General features: G+C 71.0%; 11 protein-coding genes, 5 tRNA genes and 1 other RNA gene. 3 read left to right on the forward strand and 14 right to left on the reverse strand.

The features are described from left to right. The first annotated feature begins 13 nt into the window (after nucleotides 1-13). Together ACVTJA_RS12670 and ACVTJA_RS12675 are read left to right on the forward strand one after the other, a co-directional pair. Nucleotides 14-1,996, forward strand: a complete 1,983-nt coding sequence (locus ACVTJA_RS12670) for a FecR family protein (RefSeq protein WP_465836623.1) — start codon at nucleotides 14-16, stop codon at nucleotides 1,994-1,996. Between the two features lie 2 nt (nucleotides 1,997-1,998). Then, nucleotides 1,999-4,083, forward strand: a complete 2,085-nt coding sequence (locus ACVTJA_RS12675; protein WP_465836624.1) for a protein kinase domain-containing protein — start codon at nucleotides 1,999-2,001, stop codon at nucleotides 4,081-4,083. Between the two features lie 34 nt (nucleotides 4,084-4,117). On the opposite strand, the gene recR is transcribed toward ACVTJA_RS12675, so the two are convergent. From recR to ACVTJA_RS12700, 5 genes are all read right to left on the reverse strand, one after another. Next, on the reverse strand, nucleotides 4,118-4,711 hold the full coding sequence (gene recR, locus ACVTJA_RS12680; RefSeq protein WP_465836625.1) for a recombination mediator RecR: 594 nt from the start codon (nucleotides 4,709-4,711) through the stop codon (nucleotides 4,118-4,120). Nucleotides 4,712-4,717: 6 nt separating this feature from the next. Further along, a complete protein-coding gene (locus ACVTJA_RS12685) occupies nucleotides 4,718-5,035 on the reverse strand; it encodes a YbaB/EbfC family nucleoid-associated protein (RefSeq protein WP_465836626.1) in 318 nt (105 codons plus the stop codon). 91 nt (nucleotides 5,036-5,126) lie between these two features. Further along, complete coding sequence (locus ACVTJA_RS12690) at nucleotides 5,127-6,599, reverse strand: DNA polymerase III subunit gamma/tau (RefSeq protein ID WP_465836627.1); 1,473 nt, start codon at nucleotides 6,597-6,599, stop codon at nucleotides 5,127-5,129. 61 nt (nucleotides 6,600-6,660) lie between these two features. Then, nucleotides 6,661-7,875, reverse strand: a complete 1,215-nt coding sequence (gene dnaX, locus ACVTJA_RS12695) for a DNA polymerase III subunit gamma/tau (RefSeq protein WP_465836628.1) — start codon at nucleotides 7,873-7,875, stop codon at nucleotides 6,661-6,663. Between the two features lie 70 nt (nucleotides 7,876-7,945). Next, complete coding sequence (locus ACVTJA_RS12700; protein WP_465836629.1) at nucleotides 7,946-9,484, reverse strand: phytoene desaturase family protein; 1,539 nt, start codon at nucleotides 9,482-9,484, stop codon at nucleotides 7,946-7,948. A 114-nt stretch (nucleotides 9,485-9,598) separates the two neighbouring features. Between ACVTJA_RS12700 and ACVTJA_RS12705 the strand changes: the two genes are divergently transcribed. After that, nucleotides 9,599-11,059: a glycosyltransferase family 39 protein gene (locus ACVTJA_RS12705; protein WP_465836630.1), complete on the forward strand. Its 1,461-nt coding sequence runs from the start codon at nucleotides 9,599-9,601 to the stop codon at nucleotides 11,057-11,059. A gap of 77 nt (nucleotides 11,060-11,136) precedes the next feature. Here ACVTJA_RS12705 and ffs read toward each other — a convergent pair. From ffs to ACVTJA_RS12750, 9 genes are all read right to left on the reverse strand, one after another. Then, an RNA gene (ffs, locus tag ACVTJA_RS12710) (signal recognition particle sRNA small type) lies at nucleotides 11,137-11,229 on the reverse strand. A 30-nt stretch (nucleotides 11,230-11,259) separates the two neighbouring features. Then, nucleotides 11,260-11,346, reverse strand: a tRNA-Ser gene (locus tag ACVTJA_RS12715). A gap of 12 nt (nucleotides 11,347-11,358) precedes the next feature. Continuing rightward, a tRNA-Ser gene (locus ACVTJA_RS12720) sits at nucleotides 11,359-11,445 on the reverse strand. 5 nt (nucleotides 11,446-11,450) lie between these two features. Further along, entirely contained in the window at nucleotides 11,451-11,918 is a 468-nt protein-coding gene (gene tadA, locus ACVTJA_RS12725; protein WP_465836631.1) for a tRNA adenosine(34) deaminase TadA, read from the reverse strand. Between the two features lie 26 nt (nucleotides 11,919-11,944). Beyond that, nucleotides 11,945-12,018 (reverse strand) — tRNA-Arg (locus tag ACVTJA_RS12730). 30 nt (nucleotides 12,019-12,048) lie between these two features. After that, nucleotides 12,049-12,138: transfer RNA gene (locus ACVTJA_RS12735), tRNA-Ser, on the reverse strand. A gap of 42 nt (nucleotides 12,139-12,180) precedes the next feature. Next, nucleotides 12,181-12,267: transfer RNA gene (locus tag ACVTJA_RS12740), tRNA-Ser, on the reverse strand. Nucleotides 12,268-12,360: 93 nt separating this feature from the next. Next, nucleotides 12,361-13,641: a serine--tRNA ligase gene (gene serS, locus ACVTJA_RS12745; protein ID WP_465836632.1), complete on the reverse strand. Its 1,281-nt coding sequence runs from the start codon at nucleotides 13,639-13,641 to the stop codon at nucleotides 12,361-12,363. A 154-nt stretch (nucleotides 13,642-13,795) separates the two neighbouring features. Beyond that, nucleotides 13,796-18,409 carry a tetratricopeptide repeat protein gene (locus ACVTJA_RS12750; RefSeq protein ID WP_465836633.1) on the reverse strand — a complete coding sequence of 1,538 codons (4,614 nt, stop codon included), beginning with the start codon at nucleotides 18,407-18,409 and terminating at the stop codon, nucleotides 13,796-13,798. Between the last annotated feature and the right edge of the window lie 95 nt (nucleotides 18,410-18,504).

Raw genomic sequence — 18,504 nt, forward strand, 5'->3', positions numbered from 1 at the left:
CGAGGATGATGCAGTGAGTAGCACCGTGCGCCACTGGGGCCTGGCCCTCCTGCTCCTCGTCGCGGGCTGCGATGAGGATGCGGCCACGCCGTCCGCGACGCCCGTGGCTCCGGCCTCCGTATCCGACGCGGGCGTGGGGGCGGAGCTGGCGCGCCTGGAGGGACTGTCCGGCGACGTGCGGCTGGAGCGTGGAGGGAAGTCCATTCCGGCGGTGGCGGGGCCGCTCCATGGCGGTGACGCGGTGGAGACGGGCGTGGGCGGCGCGGCGACGGTGAGCTTTCCGGACGGCCGCTCGGTGGAGGTGGGCCCGGACGCGCGCTTCGCGCTGAGCGAGGACTCGGGCGGCATCATCCTGCAGGTGGAGCGCGGCATCGTGCTGTCGCGCGTGCCCGCAGGGACGCGGCCCGCCGCGCCGGGGGCGAAGAAGGTGACGCTGAGCATCCTCACGCCCTTCGGTCTCACCCGCGTGGGCTCGGACGCGCCCAGCGAGGTGAGCGTGGCGGTGGAGAAGGACGCCGGCCATGTGGAAGTGCGGCTCGGCGCCATCGAGTTCGTCAGCAAGGACGGCCAGCAGCTCCGCGCCGCCGAGGGCGAGTCCGTGGCGGTGGCGCAGGGCCGGGCGGAAGTGGTGCGCACGCCGCGCGTGGTGCAGCTCGCGCCCATTCCCGTCACGGTGCACCTGGGCTCGGGCCGCGCGGAGATGCGCCCCCAGGGCACGGTGCGCTGGCGCCCGGTGAAGAAGCAGGGCGAGGTGCTGGCGCCCGGAGACGGCGTGCGCACCCGCCCGGGAGGCACGGCGGTGCTCTCGCTGGAGGGCTCGTCCTCCGTGCTGTCGCTGGGCCCGGCCACGGAGCTGGTGCTGGAGTCGGCGGGGCAGGGCGGCACCACCGACGAGGCGCGCGTCGACTTGCGGCAGGGCGGGCTGGGGCTCCAGCTCGCGCAGGGCCGCACCAGCCGCGTGGTGCTGCCGGGCCTGGGTGTAGAGGGCCATGGCGCCGCGGGCCTGGAGGTGCGGCGCACGGCGACGGGCTACCGCGTGGATGCCTTCACCGGGCAGGTGACGCTGGTGCGCGGCGAGTCGCGACAGCCGCTGCGGGCGGGTGAGCGCGCCACGATGGAGGGCGACGCCGGTGTCGCGCGCGTGGAGCCGCTCGCGCCCGCGCCGGTGGCGTTGAGCGCGAGCGAGGGCGCCGAGGTCTACCACCAGGGCCTGCCCGAGGTGGCCTTCACCTGGGAGGGCGAGGGCGCCGCGCGAGTGGAGGTGGCCACGGACGCGGACTTCACGCGGCCGGTGCTGACGGGAACCGTGTACCGCCCCTTCGTCAACGTGCCCGTCCCCGCGCGCGGCACGTTGTACTGGCGCGTGCGCCGCGAGGACGGCACCGAGGTGGCGAAGGGCAGCGCGAGCTTCGCTCCGGAGCGCCAGTCCAAGGACCTGGACCGCTTGCGCAACGTGGTGCCGGAGGGGCTGGAGAAGACGACCATCTTCTACCAGGACAAGCCTCCGGCGGTGACCTTCACCTATGGCGAGGAGGCCTCGGCGGCGAGGTACCGCGTGGCCGTGTACCGCGTGGGCGCGCTGGGGACTCCCGTGGCCGAGCGCACCGTGACGGAGACGCGCGCCGCGCTGGACGCGGGGGCGCTGGGCGAGGGCAGCTACCTGTGGTCCGTCACGCCGCTGTCAGCGTCGGGCGCGCAGCTTCGGGGCGGGCGGATGAACAAGCTGGAGCTGGTCTACGACAACTCGGTGCCGGAGCTGGTGGTGGCCTCGCCGCGCAACGGCACGCGGGCGGCGGACAAGGTGCGGGCCACGGGGGTGGCGCCGGTGGACGCGCGCCTGTCCATCAATGGACGTCCGGTACCCCTGGATGGCAAACACCGCTTCAGTACGTGGGTGGAGCCGGTGGGCTCGCCCCCGATGCTGGTGTTTAAGATGAACCGTCCCGGTGCCCCGGAAGTCCACACCGTGCGCACCCTGAAACAGCGAGGGCCGTGAGGATGGCACCCCCCCAGACGACACGCCCCGTTCCCGAGGAAGCCGCCGCACCCCTGCTGCGGCCCTATGGCCAGTACGTGTTGGTGCGGAAGCTGGCCGAGGGCGGCATGGCGGAAATCTTCCTCGCCAAGCTGCTGGGCGCCGACAACTTCGAGCGCAACGTCGTCATCAAGCGCATGCTGCCGCACCTGTCGAACATCCCCGACTTCGTGGAGATGTTCCGCGACGAGGCGCGGCTGGCGGCGAAGCTGGCGCACCCCAACATCGTGCAGATTCAGGAGCTCGGCTTCACCGAGGGCTGCTACTACATCTGCATGGAGTACCTCGCGGGCGAGGACTTCTCCACGACGCTGCGGCTGGCGGGACGGCGGCGGAGCTATCTGCCCTTCCCCATCGTGCTGCGCGTGCTCATCGACGCTGCGCACGGGCTGCACTACGCCCACGAGTTCTGCAACGAGTCCGGGCAGCCGCTGAACATCGTCCACCGCGACATCTCTCCCTCGAACCTGTACCTGACGTACCAGGGGCAGGTGAAGGTGCTGGACTTCGGCATCGCCAAGGCCGAGTCGAGGCTCGTCAACACGCGCACCGGCGTGGTGAAGGGCAAGTACATGTACATGGCGCCGGAGCAGGCGCAGGGGAAGGAAGTGGACCGGCGCGCGGACGTCTTCGCGCTGGGCGTCAGCCTGTACGAGGCGCTCACCCACGTGCGGCCCTTCTCGCGGGAGAACGACCTCGCGGTGCTCAACGCGCTCCTGCAGGGTGACTTCAAGCGCCCGCGCGAGCTGCGGCCGGACCTGCCCCAGGAATTGGAGGCCATCATCCTCAAGGCCATGTCCTTCAAGCCGGAGGACCGCCACCAGACGGCGGAGGCCTTCGCGGAGGACCTGGAGGCGTTCCTCGGGGAGAACCTGAGCGCGTCGGGCTCGACGCACCTGGGCGCGTTCCTGCGCGGCCACTTCGGCGAGGAGCGCTTCACCGAGCGCACCCGCATCCCCACGCTGTCCACGCTCACCGCCACGCACGGCACGGAGGGCTCGCCCGTACAGATGCCGGCGGGTGAGAAGGCCCCGACGGATGTGTATGGCCGCCGTCAGCAGGGGGCCGAGATGGCGCCGATGCGGCCATCTCCCGTCGCGACGAGTGTGGTGCAGGCCGGGCCGCAGGTGCCTGGTGCGACCGCACCCGTGGGCTCCGCGCCCGCGGGCCGGCGTAGCCTCATGGTGGGTGTCGGCCTCGCGGCGGCGCTGCTGCTGGGCGGTGCGGCTGTCGTTGGCTACACCGGGGTTCAGCGCATCCAGACGTCGCCGTCCATCGTGCAGTCCGGTGAGTCGGGAGGTGCGGCGGGGATGGCTCCGGCGATGGGTGGCCCCTCTGGGGGAATGGCCGCGACGGGCGGCGTCGCCGCGGGGCCGAATACGGGGGTCGGTGGCGCCGCGTTGACGGGGACCGCTGCCGCGAACGAAGCGCCAGTGGGGGCGCCCGGCACGACAGGCGGTACTCAGGCGGAGCTGGCCGCTGCCGCGAACGGAGTTCCCGCGGGGACGGCTGCAGCGACGGGGAGCGTCGCGATGACGGGCACGGCCTCGCCGACGGGGGGGCCTCCTGGCACGGGGGCCACTGCCCTCACGGGTGGCTCGCCGGGTGCGGCGCCTTCCACGGGGTCCCCTCAGGGCACCTCGGTGGGAACCACGGTGGCGACCGCGCAGGGCGTGGGAGCCGCGGGCTCCGAGACGGACGAGACCGCACAGGACACGGGCAGGAAGCCGGAGTCCCGCACCGCCACCTCGAAGAAGCTGGTGACGCTGGGCATCGAGGACATCGAGCGCGTGGTGTCTCGCGGGCGGGCCCGAATCTCCTCGTGCTTCGCGCGCTACAAGGCGGACCTGCCGTCGTCGCAGGGGCAGGTGCAGGTCGAGCTCACCATCGCCTCGTCGGGCAAGGTGCGCGCGACGACGCGCGGCCCCCTGGCCTCCACGGACGTGGGGCGCTGCGTGGCGGCGCAGGCCGAGCGGCTGCGCTTCCCGGCCCACAAGGACCAGGAGCTCACCGCGATGGTGCCCTTCGCGTGGCGGGTGACGGAGTAGCGGCGCCGGGAGCCCGGCGCCGCCAATGCCCTGGCTACAGGTCGCGGCGGGCCGACAGCGCCTTCGCCAGCGTGGCCTGGTCCGCGAACTCCAGGTCACCACCCATGGGCAGGCCCTGGGCGATGCGGGTGACGCGCAGGCCCATGGGCTTGAGCAGGCGCGTGAGGTAGAGCGCGGTGGCCTCGCCCTCGACGTCCGGGTTGGTGGCGATGATGAGCTCCTCCACCCGGCTGTCGTTGAGGCGTTCCAGCAGTTCCTTGATGCGGAGCTGCTCCGGGCCCACGCCCTCCAGCGGCGACAGCACGCCGTGCAGGACGTGGTAGCGGCCCTTGAACTCGCGGGTGCGCTCGAGCGCCATCAGGTCCGCGTAGGTCTCCACCACGCAGAGCACGCGCTCGTCGCGGCGAGAGTCCCGGCAGAAGCCACACGTCTCCGAGTCGGTGAGGGAGAAGCAGCGCACGCACAGGTGCACCTTCTCCTTCACCTCACGGATGGCCTGGGACAGGTCCGAGGCGTACTCGCCGGGCGCCCGCAGGATGTGGAATGCGAGGCGCTGGGCGGTCTTCTCGCCAATGCCCGGGAGCTTCGCGAGCTGGGCGACAAGTCGATTCAGCGGGTCGGGAGTCATCCGGTATCAGGTAATGCCGGGGATCTTGACGCCGCCGGAGATTTTCGCGAGCTCGCGCTGCATGTGCTGACGGCTGCTCGCCAGGGCAGCATTCACGGCGGCGGTGATGAGGTCCTCGAGCATCGACGGGTCATTCGGGTCGATGGCGGACTTGTCGATCTTGATGCTGCGAATCTCCTGGATGCCGTTGGCGACCACGGTGACGCGGCCCTCACCGGACTTGGCCTCGACGGTCTCGTCCGCCAACTGCTGCTTCCGCTCTTCAATCTTCTCCGTCAGCTTGTTCGCCTGCCGGATGAAGTAGTTCAGGTCGACGCCAGGCATGTGCTTCCTCGGTACTCGTGGGAGCGGGCGCCGTCATTGGCCCCGCCCGGGCGTGGAGAGAGGTGCACCCTATCGTTGCGCGCGGTGGTTGTCAGGCGCTGTCGTCCGGAGTATCGGCCGTAGGGACGGCCGAAGGGCGCTCGGGCTCGTAGACCTGGATGTGCTCGATTTCGCCCCCGAAGAACTTGAGCACCGTACGGACGGCGGGGTGGCTGCGAACCTTGCCCTCCGTGCTCTTCTCGTGGTTGGCGCGGCTCTGGGCGTCCTGCTCGGCGATGCTGAGCGTGGCCCGGCCGTCGTCCGGGCTTACGTCCTGGAAGGACAGCTTCACCGGGCGGCCGAAGTGCTCGGCCAGGGCCTTGTCGATGGTGGCTTTGCCCGCGGCGGCGGACACCGCCATCTTGTGCAGGCCCGCCGTCGGGAGGAAGCCGAGGACGATTTCCCCCGCCCGCATGGACAGGAGCCGGCCGTTGGCCAGCGCCGTGCCGTGACGGATGGAGTTGGCCTTCACGCTCTCCACCGCGGCCCGCCACCGCTCGATGAGGGGCAGGTTCGGGTTGTCCCGGCCGCGAGCCACGGGCGCCGGGGCAGCGGCAGGTTCAGAATCCGATTCGCCGTCCGGCTCCGGGGCGAAAGCCCGTGGAGCCGGCGCGGGAGGTGTGATGGCGGGGCGCGCGGAGACCGGCGGCGGGGTGGGCGCGCGCGGGGCTGGCGCGGGCTCGTGCGTGGCCGGAGACGCGGAGGATGTCTGCGCGTAGGCCGCAGGGCCATTCGAAGCCGGGGGCGACGCGAACGACGGCGCGGCGCCGTGTGCCTGCATGCCCGACGCAGGCGAGAAGCCAGGAGTGCCGGAGGCCTGCGGAGCCGCAGTGGGCGCGCTCGCGGCGACGGGCTCGGAAGGAACCTCGTCCGGGATGCACTCGCCGGAGGCACAGCCTTCGGGCGAGGCCTCCTCGGGGTAATAGCGCGCGTCCTCGTCGTTGTAGGGCGGAGGCTCCGGGGGACCGGGCGGAGGCTCCGGCTTGCGCACGTTGGTGACGCGGACCGAGGGCGCGGGCTCCATGGTGCGCGACAGCGGCGTGGCTCCCGCCGGAGGCTGCGACGGCACGGCGGGCGGAGGCTGCGCACCACCCGCGCCACCATTCCTCCGGAGGAAGGAGAGCGGGCGAGCCGCCGTCGGAGGCAGTCCTTCCATCAGCGGACCGGAGGGCACCACGTCCTCGGCGGAGTACACGGGCACGGCGGCGGGCGATGAAGCCGCCATCGCGGTGGCGCCAGCGCCTCCACCATTGCGCAGGAAGGAGAGGGGACGGGCCGCCGACGGAGGCAGGTCGTCCATGACGGACCCGGTGGGCGCCACGGGCGGCATGACCGGAATCGCGGGCCCCGTGTGCACCGGCTCGGTGTAGCGCGGCGTCTCAGCGGGACTCGCGGGCCCCGTTACTCGCATGGGCTCGGCGGAGTGCGCAGGCTCCGCATACGTCGACGGTGCCGCCGCGCGCACCGGCTCGACCTGCCGCTCACCCATGTGCACGGGCTCCGCCGGGCGCGAGGGCGCGGCCACGGGGCGGCCTTCCCACGGATGCGGGGCAGGGGCGTGCTGAGAGGGAACGTCGTGCCTCGGCTCAGGCGCGAAAGTTGGCGGAGCTGGAGCGACCTCCCGGCGCTCCAGCGGAGTTCTTCGTCGCACCGTCCCCCTGGGGCAGTCCGGCCGCGAGCCGGTCCACCCGGGCGAGCAGCTCCGGAATGGAGCCACCCGGCGAGAGCTGGATGGCCTTCAGCAGCGCCATCTCCAGCGCGAGCCTCGGCTGCGCCGCGCGCGACACGTCCCAGATGCAGCCGTGCACCACGTCGAACAGGCGCGTGAGCTGCGCGACTTCCGCCTCCTTCGCCAGCGCGAGCAGCGCCTTCTGCTCGGACTCGGCCAGCTCGTTGGGCGCCTGGCCCAGCGTCTTGGTGACGAAGAGGTGCCGCAACTGCAGCGCCAGCTCCTCCGCCAGCCGCTTCAAGTCGAGCCCGCGGTTGAAGACCTCTTCCACGCGCTCCAGCACCCGCTTCGCGTCCTTGCGCACCAGCGCCTCGGCGAAGTCCTGCACCATCGTCCGGTCGATGGCGCCCAGCGCCTCGGCCACTTCCTCATCCGTGGGGTTGGCGCCGCACGACGCCAGAATCTGGTCCAGGAGGCTGAGCGCGTCGCGCATGCCGCCCTCGGACTGGCGCACCACCAGCGACAGCGAGCGGTCCGAGATACCCGCCCCCTCCGCCTTGCAGATCTCCTGCAGCCGCTGGAGCATCCGCGCCGCCGGAATGCGGCGGAAGTTGTGGCGCTGGCACCGCGAGAGGATGGTGTCCGGGAGCTTGTGCGCCTCGGTGGTCGCGAAGATGAACTTCACGTGCCCGGGCGGCTCCTCCAGCGTCTTGAGCAGCGCGTTGAACGCCGCCCCCGACAGCATGTGTACCTCGTCGATGATGTAGATCTTGTGCCTGTCCCGCTGCGGCAGGTACTTCGCGTTCTCGCGAATCTCGCGGACGTTCTCCACGCCGTTGTTGGAGGCACCGTCGATTTCCGCCACGTCCACGCTGGTGCCGGCGGCAATCTCCGTGCACGCGCGGCACTCGCCACACGGGCTCGCCGTGGGGCCCTTCTCACAGTTGAGGGCCTTGGCGAGCAGGCGGGCGGCCGTCGTCTTGCCCACCCCACGAGGCCCGCAGAACAGGTACGCGTGGGCGACCCGGTCCATCTTGATGGCGTTCGCGACGGTCCGGACGACGTGCTCCTGTCCGGTCATGTCATCGAACTTCTGCGGACGCCATTTACGCGCGAGGACGAGGTAGCTCATGGGGTTGGTCATCTAAACACGACGGCGTGAATGATCCATCTCGTTGCCATCCCACCAGGTGGGACTGCACTCAGCGTCCGAGCGCCTGTAGCACCACGCCCGCGGCGTTGTGTCCGGCCGCGCCGACGACGCTGCCGGCGGGGTGACACCCGGCGCTGCAGAAGTAGAGCCCCTGCACCGGCGTCTCGTAGGGCAGCCGGTCGGTGAAGCCCCGCTTGTTGTCCACATGGTGGATGTGGCCGCCTGTAATCCCGAAGTGCTTCTCGATTTTCGGCGGCGTGAGCACGAAGGTCTCCTGCACCAAATCACTGGTGCCGGGAGCGAAGCGGTCGCAGATGGAGAGCAGCTGCTTCACGTAGCGCGACTCCTCCTGCTCCCACGTGGTGCCCTTCAGCGTGTGCGGCACCCACTCCACGAAGAGCGCGGAGTTGTGGTGCCCCTCCGCGTCGCGCAGCGACGGGTCCACCGTGGTGTGGATGTACCACTCGATGGAGGGGAACTCGGACAGCCGGCCCTCCTTCGTGTCCTGGTACGCGCGCGCCAGCGCCCCGAGCACGTCATCCTCCTGCGGAAGCAGGTGGATGGTGGGGCCGAACTGGCCGCGGTCCTCGGGGAGGCAGGTGAAGCGCGGCAAATCCTTGAGGCACAGGTTCACCTTCAGCGTGGTGCCCGGCACCGCCATGGCCTCCACCTTCTTCCGGTAGTCCGCGGGCAGCGCCGCCTGCTCCACCAGCTTCAGCGTGCGGAACGGGTCGCCGTTGGACACGACGACGGAGGCATTCACCTCCTCGCCGTTGGCCAGCACCACGCCCTTCACCACGCCCCGGTCCACGCGCACGGACTCGACCTTCGCGCCGGTGCGAATCCGAGCACCGTACTTGCGAGCGACGTTGGCGATGGACTCGGTGACGGTGCCCATGCCGCCGCCGACAATCATCCACGTGCCGCCGCTGCCGGGCAGCCGGCACATGTTGTGGACGAGCAGGTTCATGCCCGTGCCCGGCGTGTCATAGCCGCCGTCGAGTCCGGAGAACGCGTCCGTCACCGCGTACATGGCCTTCACAAAATCGGACTTGAAGCCGAAGCGCTCCAGGTACTCGCGCGCCGTGCCGCGACACAGGCGCACGAAGTGCTGGCGCAGGGCAGGGCGGACGAAGCGCTCGGCGGTCTCCTCAATCGACACCGGCGGCATGAGCCACGTCGGGGCGATGTCGTCGCGTATCGCCGCCAGCTCGGCGTTCATCGCCTGGTTGGCCTCCCAGTCCTCCTGGGAGAAGAACTCCAGGAACTGGCGCTTCAGCTCGCGCTCGTCCGAGCCGAACAGGAGGTAGCGCTTGCCGGTGGTGGGCAGGAAGTAGTGCGGGTCTCGCCGCTTGAGGGGCAAGTCCAGCTCCAGCTCGCGCAGCAGCTCCGGCGGCATGAGCCCCAGCAGGTACGCGCCGGTGGACACGCCCAGCTTCGGCGCGGTGCGGAAGGGGTACTCCGTGCGGCACGCGCCGCCAATCACGTCCTTCTCCTCGAGGACGGTGACGGAAAGGCCCCTGCGCGCCAGCAGCGCCGCTGTCACGAGCCCGTTGTGCCCCGCTCCCACGACGATGACGTCCGGCATGTCTTCTCCTCCTGGATGGTCCGCGTTCCTTACCCCAACCCGAGCGGAGAGCGAGCGGACGAACGCCACGCATCTTGCGCCGGGGCTGCGGGGCGGGGAGAGTCGCTCGCGCCCGTGTCCGCGCCTGCACCCCACATCCCAGCTCCCGCCGTTCCCGAGTCAACACCCGAGCCGGCTCCGGACCTGCCCGGCCCCGTGCCTGGGAATGGTGGACGCTGGCCCGTCCTCCTGCTGCCGGTGGTGGCGCTGCTGCCCGCCGTCATCGCCGTGCTGCAGCTCGGGCGCATCCACCCGGACGAGGTGTACCAGGCCCTGGAGCCCGCCTTCTGGCGCGTCCACGGCTACGGCGTACTCGCCTGGGAGTGGAAGGACGGCATCCGCAACTGGGCCGTGCCCGGCGTGCTGGCCGGCTTCCTGAAGCTGGCGGACCTGCTCGGAATCACGAGGCCCCAGGGCTACCGGGCGGTGGTGGCCCTCCCGCAGGCCGCGCTGCACGCATGGAGCCTCTGGGCCGCGTACCGCTTCGCCGCGCGTCGAGCCGGGCCCATGGGCGGGGGACTGGCCGCCCTCCTGGTGGGCCTCTACGGGCCGGTGCTCGTCTTCGCGGGGCGCACACTGGGCGAGTCCTTCTCCGCGTCCTTCCTCGTGGTGGCCATGGAGGCGCTGGACAGGCGCGAGCGTCCGGTGCGCGCGGGCCTCCTGGGCGGCGCGGCCCTGGGGCTGGCGGTGGTGACGCGCTACCCGTCCGCCATCTTCGTCCTCGCCGCGCTGGTGTGGCTGGCGGCGGCGCGGCGCTGGAGGCTCCTGGCCTTCACCTGCGTGGGCGGCGCGGTGGTGGCGGCGGGCCTGGGCGTCCTCGACTTCGCCACGTGGGGCAAGCCGTTCCACTCCTTCCTCGCCTACGCGCGCTTCAACGTCTTCTCCGGCGAGGCGGCGGCCCGCTTCGGCTCCGACCCTCCCAGCTACTACGTGCGGCCGCTCCTCAGCGCCGTGCCCCTCTGGGCCTGGGGGGCCGCGCTCCTGGGGCTGGCCGGTTTGAGCCAGCGCCGCGCGGTGTCCCTGCCGCTGTGGTGCGCGGCCGTGTACACGGCGGTGCTGCTGACCACCGCGCACAAGGAGGAGCGCTTCCTCTACCCCGGGCTGGTGCTGGCGGTGCTCGCCGCAGCGGCGCCGGTGGCCGCGTTCATCCGCGAGCGCACCCGGGCGGCGGCCCGCTGGGGCCTCGTGGCGCTCGCCCTGGGGACGGGGCTGGGCGCGGCCGCCTTCTTCCCCTCGACGGACCTGCGAGCGGACCAGTTCCGCGCCATTGTCGCCGCCACGGAAGGGGGCGGCGCGCGCGGGCTGCTCATCGTCAACGAGGGGCTGTGGGGCGCTGGCGGCTTCTTCTACCTGGGCCAGCAGATTCCCTGGCTCACCTGCGACTGGCCGCGCGACGGCGCCTTTCAGCACGCCATGCGCGACAGGAACTTCAACCGCGTCGTCACCTTCGAGGACCGCGCCCTCACGGAGCTGCAGGCCGCCGGCTTCCGCATCGCCCGCCGAATCGGCCGCGAGACACTCCTCGTCCGCGATTAGGGCAGGGAAGGGCCCGGGCGAAGGCTCGCCCGCAAAGGCGAAGAGCCGGCACCCTGAAACAGGATGCCGGCTCCTCACAAGAAACGGCCGGGACACACGCGGAAGTACGCTACCGTTGCTTCCTTCCGGACCTGGCGGGGTTCACGCCCCCACGTTGTCCCGACCACAAAGTCTGTAACAACCTACTGCTGAAACAACAACGGAGAGGGTGGGATTCGAACCCACGATACCCTTTCAGATATACACGCGTTCCAGGCGTGCGCCTTCAACCGCTCGGCCACCTCTCCAGAAATCTGGAGCGGAGAGCGTAGGATTCGAACCTACGGTACCGTTGCCGGTACGCCTGATTTCGAGTCAGGTGCCTTCGACCACTCGGCCAGCTCTCCAGTATTCAGTTTTCACGTTTCTTCGCGCGCAGGCGCTCGAAGAACGTCTTCAAAAGCAGGCGGCTTTCGTCCGCCAGGATACCACTCGTCACCTGGAGCCTGTGATTGTGTCGGGGCTCCTCGGCGAGGTTGTAGAGAGAGCCGACCGCGCCGGCCTTCGGGTCCGTGGTGCCGAACACCAACCGCGTCACCCGGGATTGAACCAGGGCACCGGCGCACATGGCGCACGGCTCCAGCGTCACATACAAAGTAACGCCTGAGAGCCGCCAGACGCCCAGACTCCGCGCCGCGGCATCCATCGCCAGCATTTCCGCGTGAGCAAGGGGGTGTCGGTCCACTTCGCGGCGGTTGAAACCCGTGCCAATGACCTTGCCGTCATGCACCGCCACCGCGCCGACTGGGACCTCTCCGAGCTCTGCTGCTTCCCGCGCGAGCGCGAGCGCCTGCTGCATGAAAGCTTCGTCAGAACTCATGAGAAACAACGCATCAAGAAGAAGTGCGCTCCCTGGAGGATTCGAACCTCCGGCCTTCGGATTCGTAGTCCGACGCTCTATCCAGCTGAGCTAAGGGAGCATTTCTTCCGGCGCTGCTTACCACAACAAGTGGCGGAGAGAGAGGGATTCGAACCCTCGATACCCTTTCGAGTATGCAGGTTTAGCAAACCTGTGCCTTCAGCCTCTCGGCCATCTCTCCAACTCTTCTCTGTCAAAGAACCGCGAAACTCAAGCCCAAAATCGGAGGCGGTAGGATTCGAACCTACGGAGAGCTTGCACCCTCTGCGGTTTTCAAGACCGCTGCCTTCAGCCGCTCGGCCACGCCTCCATGCTACAGAGCCGGCGGAGTCCCGCGGTCCGACGGCGACCGTGGGGCCGCCCTTCTACCTGATTCGGCGCCCGTTGCAAGCCGGTATTCGGCTCAAAGTGGCTTCAGCTCCTTCAGCCCCCCCATGTACGGCCACAACGCCTCCGGAATGGCCACGCTTCCGTCCTCGCGCTGGTAGTTCTCCAGGATGGCGACGGTCGTCCGCCCCACCGCCAGGCCACTGCCGTTGAGCGTGTGGACGAGCTGGGGCTTGTCCCCCTTCTGTGCCCGGTAGCGAATCTTCGCCCGGCGGGCCTGGAAGTCGCCGAAGTCCGAGCAGGAGGAAATCTCGCGGTACGTGTCCTGGCCGGGCAGCCACACCTCGATGTCGTACGTCTTCCGGGAGCCGAAGCCCATGTCGCCGGTGCACAGCAGCATCACCCGGTGGTGCAGGCCGAGGCGCCGGAGGATGTCGCAGGCGTCGTCCGTCAGCTGCTCCAGCTCGTCCAGGCTCTTCTCCGGCGTGGAGAACTTCACCAGCTCCACCTTGTGGAACTGGTGCTGGCGGATGAGGCCGCGGGTGTCCTTGCCCGCCGAGCCGGCCTCGGCGCGGAAGCAGGGGCTGTAGGCGCAGTAGCGCAGGGGGAGCTGCTCGCCCTCCAGGATTTCGTCCGCGTGGTAGTTGGTGACGGGGACTTCAGCCGTGGGGATGAGGAAGCGCTCCGGGTCCCCCAGCGTCTTGAAGGCGTCGTCCTCGAACTTGGGCAGCTGCCCGGTGCCCATCATCGTCTCGCGCAGCACCAGGTAGGGCGGCAGCATCTCCAGGTAGCCCTTCTGGTTGTGCACGTCGATCATGAACATGACGAGCGCCCGCTCCAGCCGCGCCAGCGCGCCCTTGTAGAAGGCGAAGCGGCTGCCGGACACCTTCGCGGCGCGCTCGAAGTCGAGCATGCCCAGCTTCTCGCCCAGCTCGAAGTGCTGCTTGGGCGCGAAGAGGAGGTTGGGCTTCTCGCCCCAGCTGCGCACCAGGACGTTGTCCTCGGCGCCGCCGCCGGTGGGCACGGACTCGTGCGGCACGTTGGGGATGAGCAGGAGGATGCGGTTGATTTCCTCCTCCACCTCCTTGAGGCGGGCCTCCTTCTCCTTGATTTCCTGCGACACGGCGCGCAGGTCCCCGCGCAGCGCGTCCAGCGCCTTGGGGTCCTCCTTCGCCTTGCGCTTCATCTCCTCGTTGGCCGCGTTCCGCCGGGCGGACAGCGACTCCATGGAGACGTACAGCTCGCGCCGCTCGGAGAAGAGGCGCTGGAAGGGGCCCAGGTCCAGGTTGCCGCCCCGCGTCTTCAGGCGGGCGACAACGGCATCGAAGTTCTGCGCGACGTGGCGGAGGTCCAGCATGGTGCGCCTTGTAGTCACCCCGGGTGGGGGCCAGCAAGGTTCCTCGCACCCGGGCTGCTCAGGGGCGGACGCCCGGCGCTCTTTTCACCTGACGGCGCCGGCCGTGCGGAAGCGTCCACGGCCGGCGGGCTACCGGTTGCTACTGGCGGCGGACCTAGTGCTCGAGGTCGTAGATTTCGTCCTCGATGTCCTTCTTGTCCGTCGCCTCCGGCTTCTTGGAGAGGTACTCCCTGAACGCCTGGACGGCCTCCCGGCGCTTGTTCCTCTCCTTATAGGCGAAGCCCAGGTAGTAGTAGGCCATGGGGTTCTCCGGCTCGGCGCCGGTGGCCTTGCGGTACCAGTCGATGGCCTTGGCGTACTGGGCCTGCTCCGTGAAGGCGCGGGCGACCTTGTAATAGACGTACGTGAGCTTCGGGTCCTCCTTGAGGGCCGTCTGGTAGCGCTTCACGGCGTCCGTCCACCGGGCGGCGCTGAAGTACGCGTCACCGATGGAGCCCAGCACGCGGGTGCGGCGCGGGTCGGCCTTCAGGCTGGCCTCGAAGGACTCAATCGCCTCGTCGAACTCGCCGTTCTCCAGGTGCGCGTGGCCCAGGGCCTCGTGCGCGTCCGCGTTGTTCGGGTCCAGCTCCACCGCCTTCTGCCACTCCTTCATGGCGTCCGGCAGGTTCTTCGCGTCGCGGAGGATGACGCCGTAGGCGTAGTGGTAGTCCGGGCGCTGCGGCGCGCGCTCCACCGCCTTGCGCATGTTGTCCACGGCGCCGGTGAACTCCAGGCGCTTCGCCTTGACGAGGCCCAGGTAGTAGAGCGCCTCGTGGTTGGAGGGCTCGTTGCTGAGCGCGAGGCCCAGGTTGCTCTCCGCGCCGGCCAGATCCCCCTTCTCCAGCAGCACCGCGCCGAGCGTAATCGGCGTGGTGGTGGAGCGCGGGTCCTCCGTCTTGGCCTTCTCCAGCTCCGCGACGGCCTCCTCGAGCTTGCCCAGCCGCCAGAGGACGATGCCGCGCTGCAGCCGGCCGTCCTTCAGGAGGTGCGGATCCAACTCCAGGGCGGTGTTGGCCTCCGCCTGGGCCTTCTCCAGATTTTCGTTCAGCAGCGCCACGCGGGACAGGCCGAGGTGGGCATCCGCGAGGTTGGGGTCCACCTGCACGGCGCGCTCGAACTCCTGCTGCGCCAGGAGCGCGTTGTTCTCCGCGAGGGCCAGCTCACCGAGGCCGGCGCGCACGCCGGCATTGTCCGGGGCCTTGGCGGCCGCCAGCTCCAGCTGCGTGCGCGCCTCGGCGTTGCGGCGGGCACGCAGGTAGAAGCGGCCCAGGTAGAGGCTCGCCTCCACCAGCTTCTCGTCCGCGGCGATGGCGCGTTTGTAGTGGCCCTCCGCCTCGACGGCCTTGTCGAGCGCGTCCTCGATGCGGCCGTAGAGGTAGGCGATGCGCGCCTCGCTGGGGAACTTCGCGTTGGCCTTCTGCACGGCATCCAGCGCGGCCTGCATCTTCCCCGTCATCACCAGCGTGGTGATGTGGCCATCCGTGTACTCGAGGTTGTCGGACTCCTTGGAGGCGAGGTCCGCGTAGAGGGGCTGGGCCTCCTCGTAGTTGCGCTGGGCGCGCAGCACCTGGGCGAGCCGGGCCTTGAGGAAGGCGGAGCCCGGGTCCTTCCCCATGGCGGCCTTCAGCTCGGCCTCGGCCTCCTTGGGCTTGTGCTGCTGGAAGAGGGCCACGCCGCGCAGGCCGCGGGCGCGGGCGAGCTCCGCCGGGCCCAGCGCGGACTGGACGTCCTCGGCCAGGGCGCGGTCCACGGCCTGGGCGCCCTTGTCTCCGTCCTTGCGCACCAGCAGCTCCACCGCGGCCAGCTCCACCGCGGAGGCGACGTGCTTCGGGTCGGCTTCCAGGGCGGCGGCGTACTCGGCGGCGGCCTCGTCCGCGCGGCCCGCGGCCTGGTGCAGGTTGCCCAGGGCGTGGTGGGCCTTGGCGGACTTGGGCTCGCGGGCCAGCACCTTCTTCAGCGTCTCGATGGCGCGGGCGGTGTCGCGCTTCTGCCCGTAGGCCTCGGCCAGCAGGAAGGCCAGCTCCAGGTCGCCCTGGTTGGCCTCGCGGCTGTACGCGTCCAGCAGGGCGGGGAGCACGGTGTCCGTCTGGCGCGAGGTGAGGGCCAGGGCCGCGGAGGCCTTGATGAAGTCCACGTCCTTCTCACCGAGGAGCGCGACGTCCGGCATCACCTCCTGGCACTTGGAGATGTCGTTCACGGTGGCGGCGGCGTAGCGGCGCTGCAGGTAGTGGACGGACTGGCACCACAGCGAGCGCACCGCGGGGTACTCGCCCGTCGCCAGCACCTGGGTGCTGAGGGAGTACGCCTGCTTGTAGCTGGCGAAGGTGTCCTGGAGCAGCGCCTTCTGGGCGTCGTCCACCTGCTTCGCCTGGGGCGAGCCGGCGGAGACCTTGGCGGGGAAGAGGGCGCGGCGGCCATAGGCGCCGTAGCGCGAGCCGAACTCCATGCCCACGCCGATGCCGAGCACCACCACACCGATGCCGGCGGCCACCAGCAGGGGGATGCGCTTCTTCCACTTCTCCTGGGCGCCGCTGCGGTCCACCACGGCCACGCCGGCCATGCGGCCCTCGTAGAGCTGCTCCAGGCGCTTCATGCTGGCCTGCGGAGCGGCCTCGGCGCGAGGGGCCTCGGCGGCGGCCACGGTGGGTGCCGCGGCGGGCGCCACCACCTTGGCCGGGCCCTCCATCAGCCGCTGGATGGCGGCGGCGAAGGTGGACACGGTGCCGATGGGCGACCAGCTCTCCGAGTCCGTGGAGACGTCCTCGTTGCCGAGGAGCTGGCCGTCCTCCAGCATCTTGACGATGACGCCTTCGTCGAACGGGCCGAACACCTTGCCCGAGCGGCGACGCACGTGGAAGCGGCGCACCTTGGCGCCCGCGTTGGCGCCCGCGTCCTTTCCGGCGTCGTCGATGAACGACAGCATCTCCAGGCCGTCCGCGGGGCCGGCGTTGGGCGGGGGCGGCAGCGGCTCGGAGAGGTCCGCTTCCAAATCATCCGCGGGCCGGGCGGTGGGGTCGAACTCGAGCGAGTCGGGGATACCGGCGGCCTGGGGCGGCGGCGAGCCGAAGTCCACGTCACCGAAGTCCACCGTCGGGTTGACGGGGGCGGCGGCCGGAGGTGGCTCGGCGAAGTCGAGGTTGAAGTCCGGCGCGGGCGGCGCGGCCGGCGCGGGCGCGAAGTCCAGGGCGAACGGGTCCGCCGAGGGCGCGGGGGCCGCGGGCAGAGGCTCGGCGAAGTCGAAGGACAGGTCCTGCGGCGGCGCGGCCGGCGCGGGCAGGTCCGAGAAGTCCATGGCCGGCGCGGGCGGGGCCGCGGGGGCCGGCAGGTCCGAGTAGTCCATGCCCGCGGGCGGCGGGGGCAGGGCGAACGGGTCCTCACCGGCGGGGGCGGGCACCTCGCCGAAGTCGAACGACGGCGCGGCGACGGGCGGCGGCGGCAGGGCGAACGGGTCCTCGCCAGCGGCCGGTTGCGCGTACGCGGCGGGCGGAGGCGGCAAGGCGAACGGGTCCGTCTCGGGCGGCGGGGGCAGGGCGAACGGGTCCTCACCGGCGGCCGGCTGCGCGTACGCGGCGGGCGGCGGGGGCAGGGCGAACGGGTCCTCACCGGCCGGAGCGCCGAAGTCCGGCGCCTGCGCGCGGTTGGGCGTGGGCGGCAGGGCGTAGGCCTGGGCCTCGCCGCTCGGCGTCTCGACGTCGAAGGCGAACGGGTCCGCCGCGGGCTGCGGCTGGGCGGGGACGGGCAGCGCGTCGTCGGAGAATTCGAAGTCGCGCGCGGTGCCGGGCACGTCGGCGGCGGCGTAGGACTCGGCCGGGGCGTCCACCGGGAGCGGCGGCTCCTCGGAGAAGTCGAAGTCGCGCGCCGTGCTCTGCATGTCGCTGCTGGTGCCGTAGGCGTGCGTGGGGGGCTGCGGCTCGCGGTAGGCGTCGCTCGGCAGGGGGATGCGGACGACGCGCGTCGCGTCCCGGGTGTCCACCGCGGGCGGGTTGTCGTCGTACTCGCCGAAGGCGTCCGCCGGCGCGGCGCCCGGCAGCGGGATGGCATCGCCGTACGACGAGGCACCCGGCAGCGGAATGGCGGAGGCGGACGTGACGGCGGTGGCGCCGTCATCGAAGGCGAACGCGTCATCCGCCGCGGGCGCGGCACCCGGCAGCGGAATGGCATCGCCGTACGACGAGGCACCCGGCAGCGGAATGGCATCGCCGTACGACGAGGCACCCGGCAGCGGAATGGCGGCGGACTGCGGCGCGGCGGCACCCGGCAGCGGAATGGCGCCCGTGTCGAAGGGGACGGCGGCGGAGCGCGGCGCGGCGGTGCCCGGCAGCGGAATGGCGGCGGACTGCGGCGCGGCGGCGCCCGGCAGCGGAATGGCCGCGGCGGAAGGGGCGGCGTATCCCGGCAACGGAATGGCCGCGGCGGCGGTGACAGCGGTGGCGCCGTCATCGAAGGCGAACGCGTCCGCCGCGGGCGCGGCGCCCGGCAGCGGAATGGCCGCGGCGGACTGCGGCGCGGCGGCGCCCGGCAGCGGAATGGCGGCGGACTGCGGCGCGGCGGCGCCAGGGAGCGGAATGGCGGGAGCCTGCGGCGCGGCCGGCGCCGAACCGCTCACGGCCTCGAGCTTGATGGGGAAGGTCGTCTGGCACCGGGCGCACTTGAGCTTCGCGCCACCGGGGGGGATCCGCTTGTCATCGATGTTGTAGTTCGTCTGGCAAGACGGGCAGGAGACTTTCATGGGTTTCCTTCGACGGGACCGGCAGGCGCGAATGGCTCGCGAGCGGGCTTCGGAGCGCCTTCGCGGTGCGCGCAGGGTAGCAGAGCCGTTTCCAG

Source organism: Pyxidicoccus sp. M6, assembly GCF_055568925.1.